At 43.9% G+C, this 19,659-nt stretch carries 16 protein-coding genes and 2 tRNA genes; 4 read left to right on the top strand and 14 right to left on the bottom strand.

The features are described from left to right. Window positions 1-123 precede the first annotated feature (123 nt). From infB to rlmE, 10 genes are all read right to left on the bottom strand, one after another. The gene (gene infB, locus ITG10_RS04620) at window positions 124-2,814 is read right to left on the bottom strand and encodes a translation initiation factor IF-2 (protein WP_176680393.1); all 2,691 of its coding nucleotides are present in this window, start codon (window positions 2,812-2,814) and stop codon (window positions 124-126) included. Between the two features lie 22 nt (window positions 2,815-2,836). Next, the gene (gene nusA, locus ITG10_RS04625) at window positions 2,837-4,324 is read right to left on the bottom strand and encodes a transcription termination factor NusA (protein WP_017633283.1); all 1,488 of its coding nucleotides are present in this window, start codon (window positions 4,322-4,324) and stop codon (window positions 2,837-2,839) included. 35 nt (window positions 4,325-4,359) lie between these two features. Continuing rightward, window positions 4,360-4,815, bottom strand: coding sequence for a ribosome maturation factor RimP (gene rimP, locus ITG10_RS04630; RefSeq protein WP_004738265.1), 456 nt, complete (start codon window positions 4,813-4,815; stop codon window positions 4,360-4,362). Between the two features lie 234 nt (window positions 4,816-5,049). Continuing rightward, window positions 5,050-5,126, bottom strand: a tRNA-Met gene (locus ITG10_RS04635). A gap of 53 nt (window positions 5,127-5,179) precedes the next feature. Beyond that, window positions 5,180-5,264: transfer RNA gene (locus ITG10_RS04640), tRNA-Leu, on the bottom strand. Window positions 5,265-5,280: 16 nt separating this feature from the next. After that, the gene (gene secG, locus ITG10_RS04645; protein ID WP_017633282.1) at window positions 5,281-5,613 is read right to left on the bottom strand and encodes a preprotein translocase subunit SecG; all 333 of its coding nucleotides are present in this window, start codon (window positions 5,611-5,613) and stop codon (window positions 5,281-5,283) included. Between the two features lie 294 nt (window positions 5,614-5,907). Further along, window positions 5,908-7,248, bottom strand: coding sequence for a phosphoglucosamine mutase (glmM, locus tag ITG10_RS04650; protein WP_017633281.1), 1,341 nt, complete (start codon window positions 7,246-7,248; stop codon window positions 5,908-5,910). A 20-nt stretch (window positions 7,249-7,268) separates the two neighbouring features. Beyond that, entirely contained in the window at window positions 7,269-8,099 is an 831-nt protein-coding gene (gene folP, locus ITG10_RS04655; RefSeq protein WP_017633280.1) for a dihydropteroate synthase, read from the bottom strand. An 89-nt stretch (window positions 8,100-8,188) separates the two neighbouring features. Further along, window positions 8,189-10,156: an ATP-dependent zinc metalloprotease FtsH gene (gene ftsH / locus ITG10_RS04660; RefSeq protein ID WP_017633279.1), complete on the bottom strand. Its 1,968-nt coding sequence runs from the start codon at window positions 10,154-10,156 to the stop codon at window positions 8,189-8,191. Between the two features lie 107 nt (window positions 10,157-10,263). Next, window positions 10,264-10,893: a 23S rRNA (uridine(2552)-2'-O)-methyltransferase RlmE gene (gene rlmE, locus ITG10_RS04665; protein ID WP_017633278.1), complete on the bottom strand. Its 630-nt coding sequence runs from the start codon at window positions 10,891-10,893 to the stop codon at window positions 10,264-10,266. A gap of 114 nt (window positions 10,894-11,007) precedes the next feature. On the opposite strand from rlmE, the gene yhbY reads away from it, so the two are divergent. Then, the gene (yhbY, locus tag ITG10_RS04670) at window positions 11,008-11,304 is read left to right on the top strand and encodes a ribosome assembly RNA-binding protein YhbY (protein ID WP_004738252.1); all 297 of its coding nucleotides are present in this window, start codon (window positions 11,008-11,010) and stop codon (window positions 11,302-11,304) included. 123 nt (window positions 11,305-11,427) lie between these two features. On the opposite strand, the gene greA is transcribed toward yhbY, so the two are convergent. Next, window positions 11,428-11,901 (bottom strand): transcription elongation factor GreA, encoded by a 474-nt coding sequence (greA, locus tag ITG10_RS04675; RefSeq protein WP_017633277.1) that lies wholly within the window; start codon window positions 11,899-11,901, stop codon window positions 11,428-11,430. A gap of 514 nt (window positions 11,902-12,415) precedes the next feature. On the opposite strand from greA, the gene ITG10_RS04680 reads away from it, so the two are divergent. Together ITG10_RS04680 and dacB are read left to right on the top strand one after the other, a co-directional pair. Beyond that, entirely contained in the window at window positions 12,416-13,417 is a 1,002-nt protein-coding gene (locus ITG10_RS04680; protein ID WP_017633276.1) for a porin, read from the top strand. Between the two features lie 200 nt (window positions 13,418-13,617). Continuing rightward, window positions 13,618-15,036 carry a serine-type D-Ala-D-Ala carboxypeptidase gene (gene dacB, locus ITG10_RS04685; RefSeq protein WP_017633275.1) on the top strand — a complete coding sequence of 473 codons (1,419 nt, stop codon included), beginning with the start codon at window positions 13,618-13,620 and terminating at the stop codon, window positions 15,034-15,036. 93 nt (window positions 15,037-15,129) lie between these two features. On the opposite strand, the gene tnpA is transcribed toward dacB, so the two are convergent. From tnpA to tyrS, 3 genes are all read right to left on the bottom strand, one after another. Then, the gene (tnpA, locus tag ITG10_RS04690; protein ID WP_017633274.1) at window positions 15,130-15,564 is read right to left on the bottom strand and encodes an IS200/IS605 family transposase; all 435 of its coding nucleotides are present in this window, start codon (window positions 15,562-15,564) and stop codon (window positions 15,130-15,132) included. 159 nt (window positions 15,565-15,723) lie between these two features. After that, window positions 15,724-16,569, bottom strand: a complete 846-nt coding sequence (locus ITG10_RS04695) for a magnesium transporter (protein WP_017633273.1) — start codon at window positions 16,567-16,569, stop codon at window positions 15,724-15,726. A 427-nt stretch (window positions 16,570-16,996) separates the two neighbouring features. Continuing rightward, the gene (tyrS, locus tag ITG10_RS04700; protein WP_017633272.1) at window positions 16,997-18,184 is read right to left on the bottom strand and encodes a tyrosine--tRNA ligase; all 1,188 of its coding nucleotides are present in this window, start codon (window positions 18,182-18,184) and stop codon (window positions 16,997-16,999) included. Window positions 18,185-18,313: 129 nt separating this feature from the next. Here tyrS and ITG10_RS04705 point away from each other — a divergent pair, with 129 nt between their 5' ends. Continuing rightward, window positions 18,314-19,603 carry a peptidoglycan DD-metalloendopeptidase family protein gene (locus ITG10_RS04705; RefSeq protein WP_248386731.1) on the top strand — a complete coding sequence of 430 codons (1,290 nt, stop codon included), beginning with the start codon at window positions 18,314-18,316 and terminating at the stop codon, window positions 19,601-19,603. Window positions 19,604-19,659 lie beyond the last annotated feature (56 nt).

Genomic DNA, 19,659 nt, shown 5'->3' on the forward strand with positions numbered 1-19,659 from the left:
ACTTAGAAAGATGGGGGGCTTGGTAATTACCAGCCCCCCATGGTGTATTCAACAACCGATTACTTATTACCTTTACTAGTAATGTTAGTAACCTTAGTCAATATGTCGAGTCGTACAGACTGATTAGTCTAGAGTACGTTGAACCTCAACGATTTCGAATACTTCGATCTGGTCACCAACGCGTACGTCGTTGTAGTTCTTAACGCCAACACCACACTCGTAACCATTCTTAACTTCTTGAACATCGTCTTTAAAGCGACGAAGTGACTCTAGCTCACCTTCGTAGATAACAACGTTTTCACGAAGTACACGAATTGGGTTGCTACGCTTAATCGTACCTTCAGTAACGATACAACCAGCGATTGCACCAAGTTTAGGCGACTTAAATACGTCACGAACTTGAGCAAGACCAATGATCTCTTGACGGAATTCAGGAGCAAGCATACCGCCCATTGCCTGTTTAACTTCGTCGATCAGTTGGTAAATGATTGAGTAGTAACGTAGATCTAGGTTTTCGTTCTGAACAGTGTTACGCGCAGTTGCGTCAGCACGAACGTTGAAACCAAGGATGATAGCGTTAGAAGCTGCTGCAAGTGTTGCATCAGTTTCAGTAATACCACCAACACCAGAACCTACGATGTTCACTTTAACTTCGTCAGTAGACAGTTTCAGTAGAGAATCAGCGATTGCTTCTACAGAACCTTGAACGTCAGCTTTTAGTACTACGTTCAGTTCAGCAACTTCACCAGCAGCCATGTTCGCGAACATGTTTTCTAGTTTAGCTTTCTGTTGACGAGCTAGTTTAACATCACGGAATTTACCTTGACGGTAGTTCGCTACTTCACGTGCTTTACGCTCGTCACGAACAACAGTTGCTTCATCACCAGAAGCAGGAACGCCAGATAGACCTAGAATCTCTACAGGGATAGAAGGACCCGCTGTAGTTACTTCTTTACCGTTCTCATCGCGCATTGCACGAACACGGCCGTACTCTTGACCACAAAGAACGATGTCGCCTTTGTTTAGAGTACCAGACTGTACTAGTACTGTTGCAACTGGACCGCGACCTTTATCAAGGCGAGATTCAACAACAACACCAGACGCCATGCCTTCTTTAACAGCTGTCAGTTCAAGAACTTCAGACTGAAGAAGGATAGCTTCTAGAAGACCATCGATGTTTGTACCCTGTTTAGCAGAGATGTGAACGAACATGTTCTCACCGCCCCATTCCTCAGGGATTACGTCGTATTGAGCTAGCTCATTCTTAACGTTGTCTGGGTTTGCACCCTCTTTATCGATCTTGTTCACAGCAACAATCAGAGGAACACCTGCCGCTTTCGCGTGCTGGATTGCTTCGATTGTTTGTGGCATTACGCCATCGTCTGCTGCAACTACTAGTACAACGATATCTGTCGCTTGAGCACCACGAGCACGCATAGCAGTAAACGCCGCGTGTCCAGGAGTATCAAGGAAAGTGATCATGCCGTTGTCAGTATCTACGTGGTAAGCACCGATGTGCTGCGTGATACCGCCAGCTTCGCCAGAAGCAACGTGTGCTTTACGAATGTAATCCAGTGTTGAAGTTTTACCGTGGTCAACGTGACCCATGATAGTAACAACAGGAGCACGACCTTCAGCGATTGCATCGCTATCACGGTCAGCTAGTACTGCTTCTTCAAGTTCGTTTTCTTTACGTAGGATTACCTTGTGACCCATTTCTTCAGCAACAAGTTGTGCTGTTTCTTGGTCGATCACTTGGTTGATAGTCGCCATAGCGCCCATCTTCATCATTACTTTGATAACTTCAGTTGCTTTAACTGACATTTTGCTAGCCAGTTCAGAAACAACGATAGTCTCGCCGATAGCAACGTCAGATTTAGCAACAGTTGCTGACTTATCGAAGCCTTGCTGCATTGAAGTTGGTTTCGCAAGCTTACCTTTAGCGCCACGACCACGTTGGTTACGACCACCACGGTTGTTGCCAGGTTGGTTAGCTGGAGCTGCTTTCTTTTTACGACGACGAGGCGCTTTTTCTTCTTTCTGATCCGCTGCATCTTCAGCTTCACGCGCGTAAGTAGAAGTAGTCACGTGGTAGTCCGCAGACTTCTCTTGTTCTTTCTTCTTCTTCTCTTCTTCAGTCCAGCGAGCTTCGTTTTCTTCAGCTAGCTTACGAGCTTCCTCTACAAGCTTAGCTGCTTCAGCTTCGGCTTTACGAGTTGCTTCTTGCTCTTGACGAGCTTTTAGTTCATCCGCTTCTTTTTTCGCTTGTGCGTTAGCGTCTGCATTTTTTGAATTCATGTCTTTTTTAGCCTTTTCAGCTTGTGCGCGTTGAGCTTTTTCTTCAGCATCACGTTTTGCATCCGCTTCACGTTTTGCTTTCTCATCAGCTTCGCGCTGTGCTTTCTCTGCAGCTTCACGTTTCGCAAGCTCTTCAGCTTCTTGACGTGCTTTCTCTTCCGCTTCACGTGATGCTGCATCCTCAGCTTCACGTTTCGCTTCGTCTTCAATAGCGCTGCGCTTCACGTAAGTACGTTTTTTACGTACCTCTACTTGAACATCCTTACTCTTACCGCCTCCAGCGGCAACACTTAGCGTGCTGCGGGTCTTGCGTTGAAGAGTTAAACGAGTCGGCTCTGCTTCACCAGAAGTATCGCCATGCTCCTTTTTAAGGTGCGTTAGCAATGTTTGCTTCTCTGAATCAGTTACTTGATCCGACCCTGATTTCTTCATGCCTGCATCAGCAAGTTGTTCAATTAAGCGGTCAACTGGCGTACCAATCTCTTCACTCAGTGCTTTAACTGTTAATTGTGTCATACCGCTTTCTCTCCTTGCTGAATTATTCTTCGTCGCCGAACCAACAGATGTTACGCGCAGCCATAATTAGCTCGCCCGCACGCTCTGCAGTTAGGTCTTCAATGCCTTCTAGTTCATCAACGCCTTGGTCAGCTAGGTCTTCCAATGTTGCCACGCCTTTAGCTGCCAGTTTGTAAGCCATTTCACGTTCTAGGCCTTCAAGTGCTAGCAAGTCTTCAGCAGGCTCAACACCGTCGAAAGTTTCTTCTTTCGCTAGTGCTAGAGTCGTTAGTGCATCTTTAGCACGGCTACGAAGTTCTTCAACGATGCCTTCGTCTAGGCCATCTACTTCAAGAAGTTCGTTTACTGGTACGTAAGCCACTTCTTCTAGTGTAGAGAAACCTTCTTCAACAAGCAGTTGAGCAAAGTCTTCTTCGATGTCTAGGTGCTTCATGAAGTTTTCAATAGAAGCAACTGCTTCTTCTTGGTGTTTCTTCTGAAGATCTTCAACCGTCATTACGTTCAGTTCCCAACCAGTCAGTTGAGATGCTAGACGTACGTTTTGACCGCTACGGCCGATAGCTTGTGCTAGGTTATCCGCTTCAACAGCGATATCCATAGAGTGTGCATCTTCATCAACGATGATAGAAGCAACGTCAGCAGGAGCCATTGCGTTGATTACGAACTGAGCCGGGTTATCGTCCCAAAGTACGATATCGATACGCTCGCCGCCAAGCTCACCAGAAACAGCTTGTACACGTGCACCACGCATACCAACACACGCACCAACAGGGTCAATACGCTTGTCGTTTGTTTTCACAGCGATTTTAGCACGAGAACCAGCGTCACGTGCAGCACCTTTAAGTTCAATTAGCTCTTCGCCAATCTCAGGCACTTCAACGCGGAATAGTTCAGCAAGCATTTCAGGCTTAGAGCGAGTAATGAATAACTGGAAACCACGAGCTTCAGGCTTAACTGCGTATAGAAGACCACGAACACGGTCACCTGGACGGAAGTTTTCACGAGGAAGTTGGTCATCACGAAGGATTACCGCTTCGGCGTTGTTACCTAGGTCTAGGATAATAGTGTCACGGTTAACTTTCTTAACAACACCAGTTACTAGCTCACCTTCGTTGTCGATGAACTGTTCAACGATTTGAGCACGCTCAGCTTCACGTACTTTCTGTACGATAACTTGCTTAGCTGTTTGAGTCGTAATACGGTCAAATGTAACTGATTCGATGTCGTCTTCGATGAAACCGCCAAGTTCGATCTCTGGATCATCGTACTTTGCAGCTTCAAGAGAGATCTCTTTCGTTGGGAACTCAACTTCTTCAACAGCTTCCCAGCGACGGAAGGTTTCAAAATCACCCGTTTTACGGTCGATTTCAACACGAACTTCAATTTCTAGTTCGCTTTTCTTTTTAGTTGCTGTTGCAAGCGCGATTTCAAGCGCTTCAAAAATACGCTCACGAGGAACTGCTTTCTCGTTAGAAACAGCTTCTACTACCGCCAAAATTTCTTTGTTCATTAATCTAGCCTCTTAAGCTCTTCTCTCTAGGAGAACTAAAATTTAGGGATCAGGTTCGCTTTCGCAATATTGCTCAGGACGAATTCTTCTTCTTGTCCTTCAACCAATACTTTTACTGTCTCGCCTTCAATAGATTGGATATCACCTTTCCATTTACGACGGTTGCCGACAGCCATTTTCAAAACGATGCTTACCTCGTGACCAATAAATTGTTGGTAATGCTCTGCTTTGAACAGTGGTCTCTCTAAACCTGGTGAAGACACTTCAAGGTTATAAGCCACTGAAATTGGATCTTCAACGTCCATTACGGCACTTACTTGGTGACTAACTTCAGCGCAATCATCTACATTGATACCGTTTGGTGAATCGATGTAAATACGTAGCGTTGAGTGCTCACCAGCACGAATAAATTCTAATCCAACTAACTCATAACCTGATGCTGCTACTGGAGCGTCAAGCATTTCAGTAAGTTGTCTTTCTAAACCAGTCATTTAACCACTCCAGAAACAAAAAAAGGGCTCAAAGCCCAATTTAAATTCCAAGCAAACATTATCTAAATACATTTACAAATGCTTAGATAACAAAAAACCCCGTATAAGCCGGGGTTTTTGTTGCTGGACCCTTATATGCTAAGTGCCATCACATTCGATATCGCACTTAACTCACAGTGAGGTTCACACTGTGCAAACTTGCTACCAATACAAGCTATATAATAGCATTGAAATTGGTTGCGGGAGCCGGATTTGAACCGACGACCTTCGGGTTATGAGCCCGACGAGCTACCAAGCTGCTCCATCCCGCGTCCGACTTGCGAGCATTATACGCCCAACAAGATGTTTTACAAGTTTGTAAACATGGTGCCGAGAGAGGGACTCGAACCCTCACACCCTAAGGCACTAGCACCTCATGCTAGCGTGTCTACCAATTTCACCATCTCGGCATCAAATCTTTACAGATTATTGTGGAATTTCATCGCCTTGCGATGGAACTTCACTCACTGCATCATCAGCTTGCTGAATTACCTGACCTTGGGTCGGGTCAATCCACTGTGACTCAGTCTTATGTGTAGACATATTACCAAGCACTAAGCTAAGGATAAAAAATGTAGTTGCAAAAATTGCAGTCATTCGGGTAAGGAAATTTCCTGAGCCACCAGCACCAAACACAGTGTTTGAAGCGCCAGCACCGAAAGAGGCTCCCATATCTGCGCCTTTACCTTGTTGAATCAACACTAGGCCAATTACACCAAGCGCTGCCAACAGGTAAATCACAAGTAGAACTGTAAACATTTTTCCACCTATGTTCCTAATTGTTGAGCCAGCGCCGTTCAAAAAACTATTTTTAAGAACAAGGCTAGCGACCTCCTAACTGAAGGCCGAGCAATACTAGCGAATGCGACGAGGGCTGACAAGGAGAATTTGCTAAAAAATAAGCCTTTACCAAGTGAATGGTCAAAAAAAGGTCAAAAGCGACACAAAACTCATTTGCGTCTCTTTTGACCGTTATATCTCTTGCCCGTTATATAAGTCAATCACTTCAAATCACAGGTGCTCTTCCGTACGCCTGTTCATTAAAAGGTTAAATTAGCAGTTTGCTTTTACCGCATCAGCAATCTTAAGTGCAGATGCTTGAACAAGATCGGCATCTTCACCTTCAACCATCACACGTAGCAATGGCTCAGTACCAGATTTACGTAATAGCACACGACCTTTTTCACCAAGCTCAGCTTCTACTTCAACAACTGCGGCTTTCACTGCTTCTGCTTCTAATGGATTTGAATCACCGCTGAAACGAACGTTTTCCAGAACCTGAGGGTATAGAGTCATACCTTGCGAAAGCTCGTTCAGTGTCATTTCACTGTCTACAACCGAAGCCAAAACTTGCAGTGCAGCAACGATAGCATCACCGGTTGTCACTTTATCTAATAGGATAACGTGACCCGAGTTTTCAGCACCGATCTTCCAGCCTTTAGCCAGAAGCTGCTCCATCACGTAACGGTCACCAACAGCGGCACGCACAAATGGAATACCTAGCTGCTTAAGGCCGTTCTCCATGCCAAGGTTCGTCATTAGCGTACCAACAACACCACCTTTCAACTCACCACGACGCAATGCATCACGTGCAATGATGTAAGCGATTTGGTCACCATCAACTTTGTTGCCTAGCTCGTCGACCATAATGATACGGTCACCGTCACCATCAAAGCCAAGGCCTAGCGCAGCTTTCTCTTCAACCACTTTTGCTTGCAGAGCTCGCACATCTGTTGCGCCAACTTCATGGTTGATGTTGGTGCCGTTTGGTTCAACGCCAATAGCAATCACTTCAGCGCCCAACTCTTTAAATACCGCAGGAGCGATATGGTAAGTTGCGCCGTGTGCACAATCGACAACAATCTTCATTCCAGCAAGTGTCATCTGATTTGGAAATGTGCTCTTACAGAATTCAATGTAACGACCAGCTGCATCGTTTAAACGTACTGCTTTACCTAGCTCAGAAGAATCAACACACTCAATGTCTTTATCAAGTTCAGCTTCAATTGCTAGCTCGATATCGTCTGGAAGTTTTGTACCTTCAGAAGAGAAAAACTTGATACCGTTATCGTAGTAAGGGTTATGCGATGCAGAGATAACAATCCCCGCTTCTGCGCGAAATGTCTGTGTTAGGTATGCAACTGCAGGTGTTGGCATTGGGCCTGTAAATGTAGCTTGAAGGCCAGCAGCAGCAAGGCCTGCTTCTAAAGCAGATTCAAGCATGTAGCCAGAGATACGAGTATCTTTACCAATGATCACTTTCTTTGTGCCCTGCTTTGCAAGAACACGACCCGCAGCCCAGCCAAGCTTCAGAACAAAATCAGGTGTAATAGGGTACTGGCCTACTTTGCCACGCACACCATCTGTGCCGAAGTAACGTCTTTTATCAGACATGTTGATTTCCTTAATTATGATTAGTGATTGTTATTCATCACTTCGATTATCTTCATCGCTTCCAATGTATCTTCGACATCGTGAACGCGAATAATTTGTGCACCTTTCATTGCAGCGATGGTAGCGCACGTTACGCTTGCTACCATGCAATCAGCAGGCGCCTTGTCTAGTAGCTTAAAGATCATCGATTTTCTCGACATTCCTGCCAAGACAGGCAAGCCTAACGTATGAAACTTCTCAAGGTGCGCTAATAGGTGGTAATTGTGTTCGATGGTTTTACCAAAACCAAAACCTGGGTCTAGAATCAGCTGTTCTTTTGAGATACCAACCGCCTCACAAGCTTCAACCCTTTCTTGCAAGAATGCTTCTACATCCTGAAGAACATCATCATAACTTGGGTTAGTTTGCATGGTTCTCGGCTGGCCTTTCATGTGCATCAGACAAATCGGAACCTTCGCATCAGCAGCGACTTGCAATGCTCCAGGCTCTTGTAACGCGCGCACATCATTGATCAAATCTGCACCTGCTTCAACTGCTTGGCGCATCACTTCCGCTTTACTAGTATCAATAGAGATCCAAACATCAAACTTAGCGCGAATCGCTTTAATTGCTGGGATAACTCGAGCTAACTCTTCCTCTAGGGAAACGTCAGGAGCACCGGGCCGAGTCGACTCACCACCAATATCAATAATGCTAACGCCAGCTTGAATCATGCGTTCAGCTTGCAGTAAGGCATTATCTAGTGAATTGAATTTTCCGCCATCTGAGAAAGAATCAGGCGTGACATTGAGGATACCCATCACATGTGGGCGATCTAAAACGAGTGTTTTATTGTGTGCTTTTAATATCATGAAAGGCGGGTCTTAAAAGGTAAAAACATCTTGGGCTATAAACAGAAAAACCCTGAGCGTACTCAGGGTTTTAATTTATAACTTAGCGATTAAGAATCTTTGTTTTGAGCATCATCTGTTTCAGATTTAACTTCTTCAACTTTCGACTCTTCAGCTTTTGGTGAGGCTGCAGCTTCTTCTGATTTGACTTCAGGTTTAGCTTCTTCCTTTGCAGGTTCTGCTTTCACCTGATCACCCCAACCAGCAGGCTCACGAATGTCGTCTTTACGTTCCATCAAGTCATCAATTTGACCTGCATCGATCGTTTCAAACTTCATTAGCGCATCTTTCATCGAGTGCATGATATCCATGTTCTCTTCAAGAATTTGCTTCGCACGAGCGTAGTTGCGGTCGATTAGAATACGAATTTCTTCATCGATAAGCTTAGTTGTATCGTCTGAAACATGCTTAGCTTGACTCATGCCGCGACCTAGGAAAACTTCACCTTCTTCTTCAGCATAAAGAAGAGGACCCAGTTTTTCAGAGAAGCCCCATTGCGTTACCATCTTACGAGCAATATCAGTTGCACGTTCGATATCGTTAGACGCACCAGTCGACACTTTGTCTTTACCGTAGATAAGCTCTTCAGCAAGACGACCACCGTACAAGCTAGAAATCATTGATTCTAGATGTTGACGAGACATGCTTACGCGGTCTTGTTCAGGTAAGTACATTGTCACACCAAGTGCACGACCACGTGGAATGATTGACACCTTGTACACTGGATCGTGTTCAGGTACCAAGCGACCAACAATCGCGTGACCCGCTTCGTGGTAAGCCGTTGACTCTTTCACTTCTTCAGACATAACCATTGAACGGCGCTCGGCACCCATCATGATCTTATCTTTCGCAAGTTCAAACTCAACCATAGAGACATTGCGCTTGTTACCACGAGCAGCAAATAGAGCCGCTTCGTTCACAAGGTTTGCAAGGTCTGCACCAGAGAAACCTGGAGTACCACGAGCAATCAGAGATGGTTCAACATCGCCAGATAGTGGAACTTTACGCATGTGTACTTTAAGAATCTGTTCACGACCACGTACATCAGGTAGACCAACCACAACTTGACGGTCAAAACGACCTGGACGAAGTAGTGCTGGGTCTAGTACGTCTGGACGGTTAGTCGCGGCGATAACAATGATACCTTCGTTACCTTCGAAACCATCCATCTCAACCAGCATTTGGTTTAGTGTTTGTTCACGCTCATCGTGACCACCACCAACACCAGCGCCACGTTGACGACCTACCGCATCGATTTCATCGATAAAGATGATACAAGGTGCCGCTTTCTTCGCTTGTTCGAACATGTCACGTACACGAGATGCACCAACACCAACAAACATTTCAACGAAGTCAGAACCTGAAATTGTAAAGAACGGTACTTTCGCTTCACCAGCAATCGCTTTTGCAAGCAATGTCTTACCAGTACCAGGAGGACCAACCAACAGGATACCTGTCGGGATCTTACCACCCAGCTTTTGGAAACGACTTGGGTCACGAAGGTAATCAACAAGCTCTTTCACGTCTTCTTTTGCTTCGTCACAACCAGCAACATCCGCAAATAACGTTTTGATTTGTTCTTCGCTCATCATTCGAGCTTTACTCTTACCGAAAGACATAGCGCCTTTACCGCCGCCACCGCCTTGCATTTGACGCATGAAGAAAATCCACACACCAATCAGTAAGATCATTGGGAACCAAGAGATGAAGATAGTGCCAAGTAGGCTCTGCTCTTCAGGTGGTGTACCCTGAACTTTTACGTTTTGATTAATTAAGTCATCAAGTAGCTTTTGATCATAAACAGGCATGTAAGTTACATACTTAGAACCACCACCACGACGTGTGAAAGTGATTTCGCTGTTATTGAACTGTGCGTCTTGAATCTGGCCTTGGCCAACTTCCTGTACAAACGTGGTGTAATCTACTGCTCTGCCGTTACTTTCCCCAGGGCCGAAGCTCTGGAATACCGACATCAACACTACCGCGATAACAAGCCACAGAATTAAATTTTTTGCCATGTCACTCAAGGTGTAAGCCTCTCGATAACTAATTGTAATTAAAGGTAGGGTACTACAGTTTGTAACCTGTAGCCATGTTGTTAACTCTCACTCTTGGAAGAGAATCGTTAACCTTTGTAACCAGTGGCTACGATGAACACTTCACGAGATCGAGCACGAGAAGAGTCGGGTTTTCTAACTTTGACTGTTTTAAACATCTCACGGACGTCTTTAACATATTGGTCAAAGCCTTCGCCTTGGAATACTTTTACAACAAAACTACCATTGGTAGCTAGAACTTGTCGACACATATCCAAAGCTAATTCAACTAAATACATAGCTCTTGGCTGATCTACAGAATTGTTGCCTGCTATATTAGGCGCCATATCTGACATCACTACATCAACCATATTTGGTTGTATACGTTCCAATAGAGCTTCTAGCACAGCGTCTTCACGAAAATCGCCTTGTAAGAAGCTAACGCCAGCAATCGGATCCATTGGTAACAAGTCACACGCAATGATTTGTCCGTTGTCTCCAACAATCTTAGCAGCATATTGAGACCAACCGCCAGGCGCTGCACCTAAATCCACAATGGTCATCCCAGGAGACAGCAATTTATCTTTCGTTTGAATCTCTTCCATTTTGAAATAAGCACGTGAACGATAGCCTTTCTTTCTTGCTTCGTTTGCGTACTTGTCGTCGAAGTGTTCCTTCAACCAACGGCCTGAACTGGCCGAGTGTTTCTGTTTGCTCATTGGATACCTAAATTGGAGGAAAGTACTAATTGCTGAATAAATTATAGTCTTCAGCTTTAGATGGCGTTAAAATAGGTTTTTTCAACCCTAATAGTAAAGAAAATTGGCCGCGTAATGAACCTAAGTACCAAACAAAAGCAGCATCTAAAGGGCCTAGCTCACAGTTTAAAACCTGTTGTGCTAATGGGCGCAAATGGACTTACTGAAGCTGTTCTAGCGGAAATCGAATTAGCTCTAGACCACCACGAACTGATCAAGATTAAAGTTGCATCAGAAGACCGTGAGACTAAGCAACTGATTATCGATGCAATTGTACGTGAAACTAAAGCTGAGAAAGTACAGACTATCGGTAAAGTTCTAGTACTGTTCCGTCAGTCAGAAGCACGTAAAATCGAGATTCCACGTAAATAAGAGCTTAATATAAGCTAACTTCACCAAGAGAAAGCCACTGCGCTTATCTTTTAGTGTAGCGTGAGAAACGAAAAAGGTCGCATTAAGCGACCTTTTTACTTATCAGAAACAAAGAAAATTCAATTAGATATATTCTACTTTGTCAATCTCGAAGTCTTTATCGCCACCAGGGGTAGAGATCATTACTTCGTCGCCTTCCATCTTACCGATAAGACCGCGAGCAATTGGTGATTTCACAGAAATACGGCCAGTCTTGATGTCAGCTTCATCTTCAGAAACGATTTGGTAGCGGAATTCTTCATCCGTATCCACATCAATCAAAGTCACAGTCGTACCGAAGATAATCTTACCGGTGTTATCCATCTGAGTTACATCGATGATCTGAGCAAGTGATAGCTTGTATTCGATATCTCGAATTTGAGCTTCACAGATACCCTGCTCTTCACGAGCCGCGTGGTATTCTGCGTTCTCTTTCAAGTCACCCAGTTCACGTGCTTCACCAATAGCTGCTGAAATAATAGGGCGCAGCTTAAGTAGGCGATCTAATTCATCACGTAGCTGCTGAGCGCCACGTACTGTCATTGGAACCTTTTCCATTTTTTACCTCTATGCCAAAACTTTCTTTGGCGAACATAAATACACCCAACGTATTTATTGGGTAGTAGAAACAAAACGATTTGGCTTAGTGTAAACAAACTTTATGGCTAAATCACCTTTATTCCACTTTGCGTTATAAAAGCTTTATCTAGGTCTAAATTACAGATATCACAAAAATGAATAATAACGACCTAATTAATAAGACAGCAAACAAATACATAAAAAAACAAAAAACAAACAAAACAAACACAGATCACACTTTTGTAAAAAACACTTTAAAACAAAGACTTAAATAACAAGGAATGTAATAAAACAGTGTTCATTTTTTAGTTTTATATCATTTTACTAACTGACTATGGAACTTTAGAGGTAAAAAGTAACCCATGGATTGCACTGGCATTTTTCAGACTTCTGTTCTAATCATGGTTATGAAGCCTGATTAATACAGGCAATACACAAAAAGGATTCAAATCCTTATAAATACCTTTATGGACAGTAATTAGGAATTAATAACATGAATAACAAGACTCTGATCGCTCTAGCAGTAGCAGCAACAGTATCAGCTGGCGCAAATGCAGCTAACGTATACAGCCAAGATGGCACAGAACTAAACGTTGGTGGTCGCGCGGAATTCCGTGGTGATTTCATTGGTAACGGTGGTGAAGAAATCGAAGGCACTATGGCTAACAACAGCCGTTTCCGTCTTAACGTTGGTGGTACTACAGAAATCAACGAATCACTAAGCGGCTTTGGTTTCTACGAAGCAGAACAAACAGTAAACTCTTCTAGCGACAATGACGCTAACGATACTTTCAAACAGCGTTACATGTTTGCAGGTCTTCAAGGTGAGTTCGGTGCCGTTTCTTTCGGTCGCCAAGATACAGCAGCAGTACAAATCTCTCAAATGTCTGACGTAACGACATTTACTGGTGCTCAAAAAGAATTCATCAGCGCTGGTAACGAGCAAATCAACAACACAATCCTTTACACTGGCGAATTTGACGCTCTAACAGTGAAAGCAAGTTTAGTTGCTGGTGAAGAAAAAGATACTGATGCTTATGGTGTTTCTGGTATCTACACTCTACCTATGGGTCTAGGCTTCGGTCTTGGCTACTCTGCTGGCGACAATGGTGAAGGGGAAGGTTCTGGCGACGCTATCATCGCAGGTGTGAACTATACTCTTGATTCTCTATACCTAGCGGGTACATACACTACTGGTGAAGCAGATGATAAAGACAAGTCAGACTTCAACGGTATGGAATTTTCTGCAGTATACGGCTTTGGTAACGGCTTCTCTCTAATGGGTGCTTACCAAAAAACAGATCTTAAAGTTAATGGTACTAAAGAAGACCAAAGCGATTTCTTCGAAATTACTGGTGACTATGCATTCAACAAAAATCTTAATGCTTACGTTGCTTACCAGTTAAACAACCTAGATAGCCAATACTCTCAGGTTGGTAACAAGAAAATCGAAGGCGAAGATACGATGCGTCTAGGCCTAAAATACGCATTCTAATCTGTTAACAAACATTCTATTTGTTATATGAAATCAAAGGTCTAGCCAACGCTAGACCTTTTTCATACTTACTCCTGCAGTTCCTAGCTCACCTTTAAAGTTTGTTCTTTGCATTGAAACTTAGCTCACATACGTGACCTTTGAGCCATTGTGAGATAACTTGGCAATAGTTTTAAAACGATTCTCCTATTGGAACAAACATGTTCAAGTTTTATCTACTTACAGCGTCCCTTATATCTTGCTCAGCACTCGCATACGCCCCTCTAGACAAACTGCCCGATGGTAGTAGCACAAGCTTAATCTTAGAGTCATTAAGTGGCAGTTCAAACAAAATGAATACCAACAGTGATGGCTTTTATCCACCAGCCAGCACTTTAAAACTGGTTACAGCTTTAGCGGCTAAATTGGAGTTGGGAAATGACTTTCACTATACAACCAGCATTACCCGTTCCAATAAGGATGTTGTGATCTCATTCAGCGGTGACCCAACACTACAGCGAGAAGATCTAAAAAGCCTTTTAGCTCAATACGCTAAGTCGCAATCTAGAACCATTAATGGCAACTTATACCTCGATAACTCGGCTTATACGGGCTATCAACGTGCCGTTGGTTGGCCTTGGGACATTCTAGGCGTTTGTTACAGCGCGCCTTCTAGCGCGATGACATTAGACAGCAACTGCGCACAAGCCTCTATTTATACGAAAGATAACGGGGCAACGCGCGTATATATCCCAGCTCATTATCCAATAGACGTGACAACCACCGCTGCCACCGTAACTCGTTCAGGTCAAAAGGCCACACAATGCGACTTAGAGCTCATTACTACTCCAGACAACGCTTACAAGCTCTCTGGTTGCTTGGTTGAGCGTAAGAAACCACTGCCACTCAAGTTTGCGATTCAAAATCCAGAGCTTTATACCTACCAAGTCGTGAGTTCACTGCTTAAAGAACTGAAAATCCAAGTTAAAGGTGATGTGATCCTTGGTAAAAAAGAGACAGCAGACAGAACAACGTTAGTCGCTAGCCACCATTCTGAAAAACTTCCAGAACTGCTCGATACCATGCTGAAGAAATCAGACAACCTAATTGCTGACAACCTTACCAAAACGCTAGGTGCGACATTTTATGTTCAACCGGGCAGCTTCAATAACGGCACTGAAGCGATAAAACAGATCTTACTGACTAAGGCCAACATTGATCTCAGCAAAGCGCAGCTAGTCGATGGTTCAGGTTTATCCAGAAATAACCGAATGAGATCGCAGACCATGGCACAGGTGCTTCGCTATATCTGGGAAAACGATCAACAACTCAACCTAATTGATGCAATGCCAACGTCAGGTATTGATGGAACGCTTAAGTATCGTCAAAGCATGCGAAAAGCGCCGATTCAAGGCAACATCATTGCCAAAAGCGGCTCTTTATACGGCAGTTACAACATGGCAGGGTTTGGTTTAGATAAATCAGGTAATCCAAATTCAATCTTCGTGCAGTTTGTTCGTGATTATTTCCCTGAAAAGCCAGATCCTGATAAACCAGTGGAAGCACCGATCACTCAGTTTGAACGCGCTTTCTACAAAGATGTAGTCGAGTTCAGTCAAACACAAAGCAAATCTAAGTAATGCTTAGCTCTGTGTAAACTTCTACTTTAATAGTAAATTACCACCTTCTAAAGAAGGTGGCTTTGTGTGAGCCCCCTAAAAGGGGGCCTTTGTTTAGTCCAACGCCAGTTGCTGCTGCTCCACGCGCTCTTTTTTCTCTTGATGTCTTACATAGCGTCGAATTATTTCTTCATTAACCCCTACGCTATCGACAAAATAGCCCCTTTGCCAAAAATGGTTACCCCAGAGCTTGTTTCTCCTTAAATATGGAAATTTACTAAAGAGTTTTAAAGCTATTTTGCCTTTCAATACGCCCATCAACTTGGATATCGATAACTTAGGCGGAACTTTTACTACCAAGTGCACGTGGTCAACTTGAACGTTTAATTCAACGACTTCACATCCAAGTTGATTACAGTAAACGTTTATACACCGATAAACTTCTTTACCTACATTGTTTTTCAAAATCCTAAATCGATACTTTGGTGTCCACACTATGTGATATTGACATCTCCAAAATACGTGGGAAGCTTGATTATATCTACTCATGTTATTTGTCCTCTTTGACTTCGCTAAAAATCAAGGGAGCATTTAACATGGGTAGAACTACAGGCAAAGCCAAACTGAATGATAACCACCTACTGAAGTAGGTGGTTTTGTTTCTAAGGTGTTTTTAGTTATTTTTACAGGTGCCTATTCTTATAGGAACTAAGCGATACCGAGGAAGGAATTCACGACAGTGAAATAGATCCACATTCCTGAGATATCGACTATCGATGCAAGTACTGGGCTCACTAACACCGCAGGATCAAGCTTAAATAGTCGAGCAACGATCGGCAACCCACCACCGAGCACCGTGGATATCGTCACCTGAATAAATAGTGCTACGGCAATCGCAAGTGCAATCATGTTGATGTCATAACCGCCAGTTGATTGGTTTTCGCTAAACAGCAAAATACGACCAATCATCACCACTGCAATCGCAAGTGCTAAGCAGATAGCAACTCTAAACTCTTTCCATAAAACATTAGCCCATTGGCGTTTTTTCAACTCGCCGGTGGCTAAGGCTCTAATCACTAGAGTCGCAGCTTGTGTTCCGGTGTTACCACCCGCAGCAGCGATTACTGGCATATAAATCGCCAGAAGTACCAGCTGGCTAAGGATATCTTCATACTGAGCGATGATAAGCCCAGAAACGATACCCAGCAGTGCTAAGGCGATAATCCAACCTATGCGCTGTCTAACGTGGCTCATCACCCCAGTTGAAAGGTAACCCTGTTGAGGCTCAACCTCCGAGTAGATCAGCCCTAGTTGGTGAGCTAGATGTCGAGAGCGCTTCTCAAAGCCCTGCTCTTCTAGCTCACTAAGTAAAGTCTGAATCGTACTAAGAGAACATTGCCCAAGTACTATCACCGCATCTTCAAGCGGCATGCGGTTCAAAAGGTTAACTTGTTGTTCACGTCCATACTGTTGAAATGCATTCGATACAGCTTGGATGTCTTGCTCTGAGTACAGAGCTTCAATAGATAAAAAAGTGTTGTTCATTACCGTCATGGCGAATCTCCCGATTGGCAAAGGTAACGACCATCAAAACAAATAGCCTATAGCTAATACACCAAGGGCATATAATGTGTACACCAAGAGGATGTAGCCAAGCGCACCAAGAACGTATAACTAGGCGCACCAAAAGCTGAAAACTACTGGTGTGTCTACTTGTTAGAATCTAGAGTGTGGAAAAGAATGAGGGGAAAAAACAAAGATACCCTACCTGAACGGCAGGACAATAGATCAATACCGAGACAGGTTATTCTTCTCCATTCAAACTAGGAGGATGGTCGGTATTGTTCATAAAAATCTCCAGAATTACTGTCAATTTGACAGCGCGCATAGTGTAGCAATAGGCGTTTCAAAGTTTCGTCAGCTTTCTGTCAATAAAAAAGGCATCCGTAGATGCCTTTTGTTCAATTATTGATGAGCGTTATTACTTGATAGTAATGCGAGCAAACTTACGCTTACCAACTTGGTAAACCGCAGTACCTGCTTCAGGTACGAATTTGCTGTCTTCGATCTTCTCGCCTTCAAGCTTAGCTGCGCCTTGCTTGATCATACGCATCGCATCAGAAGTCGAGTTTACTAGACCCGCTTCTTTTAGAACGTTAGCAATTGGTAAGCCTGCTTCGAATTCGAATTCAGGCATATCATCTGGCACTTGGTTCTTAGCAAAACGGTTAACGAACTCTTGCTCAGCTGCATCAGCATCCGCTTCAGAGTGGAAACGAGCAATGATCTCTTTCGCTAGAAGTACTTTCACGTCACGCGGGTTTTTACCTGCATCAACGCCAGCTTTCAGTTCCGCAACTTCTTCAAGTGGACGGAAAGACAGTAGCTCGTAGTAGCTCCACATTAGATCGTCAGAGATAGACATGATCTTACCAAACATCTCGCTTGGTGCTTCGCTGATACCGATGTAGTTGTGCGCAGACTTAGACATCTTCTTAACGCCATCTAGACCTACAAGTAGTGGCATCATCAGTACCGCTTGTGGTTTTTGACCTGCTGCTTTTTGCAGTTCACGACCCATTAGAAGATTAAACTTCTGGTCAGTACCGCCAAGCTCAACGTCGCTCTCTAGTGCAACAGAGTCGTGACCTTGAAGAAGTGGGTACATGAATTCGTGGATTGCGATCGGTTGACCACCAGCGTAACGCTTTTTAAAGTCATCACGCTCAAGCATACGAGCAACAGTTTGGTTAGAAGCAAGACGAATCATGCCTTCAGCACCAAGCTCAGATAGCCACTCAGAGTTGAAACGAATTTGCGTTTTCGCAGGATCTAGAATCTTGAATACTTGCTCTTTGTAAGTTTCAGCATTCTTCAATACGTCTTCACGGCTTAGCGGTGGACGCGTTGAGTTTTTACCTGATGGGTCACCAACCATTGCAGTGAAATCACCGATAAGGAATGTCACTTCATGACCAAGCTCTTGGAAAGCACGAAGCTTGTTAAAGATAACCGTATGGCCTAGGTGGATATCTGGAGCTGTTGGATCGGCACCCAGCTTAATGCGTAAAGGACGACCTTCTTTTAATTTAGCAATCAGTTCGTCTTCTGGAATCAGTTCTTCTACGCCACGTTTGATCTCGGCTAGTGCAGCTTCAATACTCGCCATTCTTGTTCACTCCCACAGATTTGGCAAAAATACATTAATTAGACATCTTACTTGAATAGCGATGTATTTTGAAACCAGTTACACTATTCCGTCGTCGATTTTCATAATATTTACAGAACGAACCGGAACATGTTGTCTATTTTTGCACGCCTTCCTATTTTGCACCGGGCTTTTATCGCATTTTTTAGTGCCGTAATTTTCGTCGCGATTTTCTTACTCCCCGACGTAAACAGTTTACGTGACGATTCGGGTGCTTTAGTCGTGGGAAAACATTATCCACTGACTATCAATGCATCTGCGCTGGTTAGCTCAAGTGACGCACCACCAACGGCAGTACTCAATTGGGAAAAATACACCGTTCGTTCTGGTGAAAGCACCTCTGTTTTATTCGAGCGCATTGGCCTCTCATACCGCCTGTTAATCACGCTACTCAATACCAATAATGATATTAAGAAACAGCTGTCTAACCTAAGACCTGGCGATGTATTGCAATTCGGCTTTGATGAAAACAACGACCTTATTCAGTTAAAACGACAACTTAGTGCTTTTGAAAGCTTCAAGATCACTAAATCTGGCGATTCGTTTTCTTCTAGCTTCGACAAGAAGGAAGTCGCCTATCAATACAACTATGCTGAAGCCAACATCACGTCTAACTTCTGGAATGCCGGCGTCAGTGCAGGCCTAACTGCAAACCAAATCATGGAACTGGCGGGTATTTTCGGTTGGGATATCGACTTTGCGTTGGATATTCGTAAGAACGACAGTTTCAAGATCTTGTATCAAGAGAAAGTGGTTGAAGGTGAAGTGATTGGTCGCGGTAAGATCATGGCAGCGGTGTTCAAAAACCAAGGTGATTCATTTACCGCGGTATTGGATGACAAGAGCGGCAACTACTTCGATGAAAATGGTCGAGCAATGAAGAAAGCCTTCCTACGCTCTCCGATTGATTTCCGTCGTGTAACATCGAACTTTAACCCACACAGAAAGCACCCCGTAACCGGTAAGGTTCGTGCTCACCGTGGTACTGACTATGCGGCTCCTGTTGGCACGCCTATCTGGGCTGCAGGCGATGGTATCGTGCAGAAGTCGGGTTATAACCAATTCAATGGTAATTACGTGTTCATCCGCCACAGCAACACCTACATCACTAAATACCTGCACATGAAACGACGCATGGTGAAAACAGGTCAGCGCGTAAAACAAGGCCAAACCATTGGTACTCTGGGTGGTACAGGTCGTGTTACTGGTCCGCACTTACACTATGAATTCTTGGTTAATGGCGTTCACAAGAATGCACGTACCGTGAAATTGCCACAATCCAAATCGCTAACCGGTAAAGCAAAAGCTACTTTCATTGCGAATTCAGAGATTCGATTGAAGAACCTTGAGCGATACGGTCAGTTGCTAGCAACTAATTAGATTGAATTAGCCTAATCACGATAAACAATAAAAAGAGCGCCTATCTAGGCGCTCTT

The organism is Vibrio sp. ED004 (genome assembly GCF_023206395.1).
Taxonomy (GTDB): Bacteria; Pseudomonadota; Gammaproteobacteria; order Enterobacterales; family Vibrionaceae; genus Vibrio.

Excerpts from the sequence above, each read along its gene's own strand:
- infB (WP_176680393.1), bottom strand. The coding sequence starts at position 2,814 with ATGACACAATTAACAGTTAAAGCACTGAGTGAAGAGATTGGTACGCCA.
- nusA (WP_017633283.1), bottom strand. The coding sequence starts at position 4,324 with ATGAACAAAGAAATTTTGGCGGTAGTAGAAGCTGTTTCTAACGAGAAA.
- rimP (WP_004738265.1), bottom strand. The coding sequence starts at position 4,815 with ATGACTGGTTTAGAAAGACAACTTACTGAAATGCTTGACGCTCCAGTA.
- secG (WP_017633282.1), bottom strand. The coding sequence starts at position 5,613 with ATGTTTACAGTTCTACTTGTGATTTACCTGTTGGCAGCGCTTGGTGTA.
- glmM (WP_017633281.1), bottom strand. The coding sequence starts at position 7,248 with ATGTCTGATAAAAGACGTTACTTCGGCACAGATGGTGTGCGTGGCAAA.
- folP (WP_017633280.1), bottom strand. The coding sequence starts at position 8,099 with ATGATATTAAAAGCACACAATAAAACACTCGTTTTAGATCGCCCACAT.
- ftsH (WP_017633279.1), bottom strand. The coding sequence starts at position 10,156 with ATGGCAAAAAATTTAATTCTGTGGCTTGTTATCGCGGTAGTGTTGATG.
- rlmE (WP_017633278.1), bottom strand. The coding sequence starts at position 10,893 with ATGAGCAAACAGAAACACTCGGCCAGTTCAGGCCGTTGGTTGAAGGAA.
- yhbY (WP_004738252.1), top strand. The coding sequence starts at position 11,008 with ATGAACCTAAGTACCAAACAAAAGCAGCATCTAAAGGGCCTAGCTCAC.
- greA (WP_017633277.1), bottom strand. The coding sequence starts at position 11,901 with ATGGAAAAGGTTCCAATGACAGTACGTGGCGCTCAGCAGCTACGTGAT.
- ITG10_RS04680 (WP_017633276.1), top strand. The coding sequence starts at position 12,416 with ATGAATAACAAGACTCTGATCGCTCTAGCAGTAGCAGCAACAGTATCA.
- dacB (WP_017633275.1), top strand. The coding sequence starts at position 13,618 with ATGTTCAAGTTTTATCTACTTACAGCGTCCCTTATATCTTGCTCAGCA.
- tnpA (WP_017633274.1), bottom strand. The coding sequence starts at position 15,564 with ATGAGTAGATATAATCAAGCTTCCCACGTATTTTGGAGATGTCAATAT.
- ITG10_RS04695 (WP_017633273.1), bottom strand. The coding sequence starts at position 16,569 with ATGACGGTAATGAACAACACTTTTTTATCTATTGAAGCTCTGTACTCA.
- tyrS (WP_017633272.1), bottom strand. The coding sequence starts at position 18,184 with ATGGCGAGTATTGAAGCTGCACTAGCCGAGATCAAACGTGGCGTAGAA.
- ITG10_RS04705 (WP_248386731.1), top strand. The coding sequence starts at position 18,314 with ATGTTGTCTATTTTTGCACGCCTTCCTATTTTGCACCGGGCTTTTATC.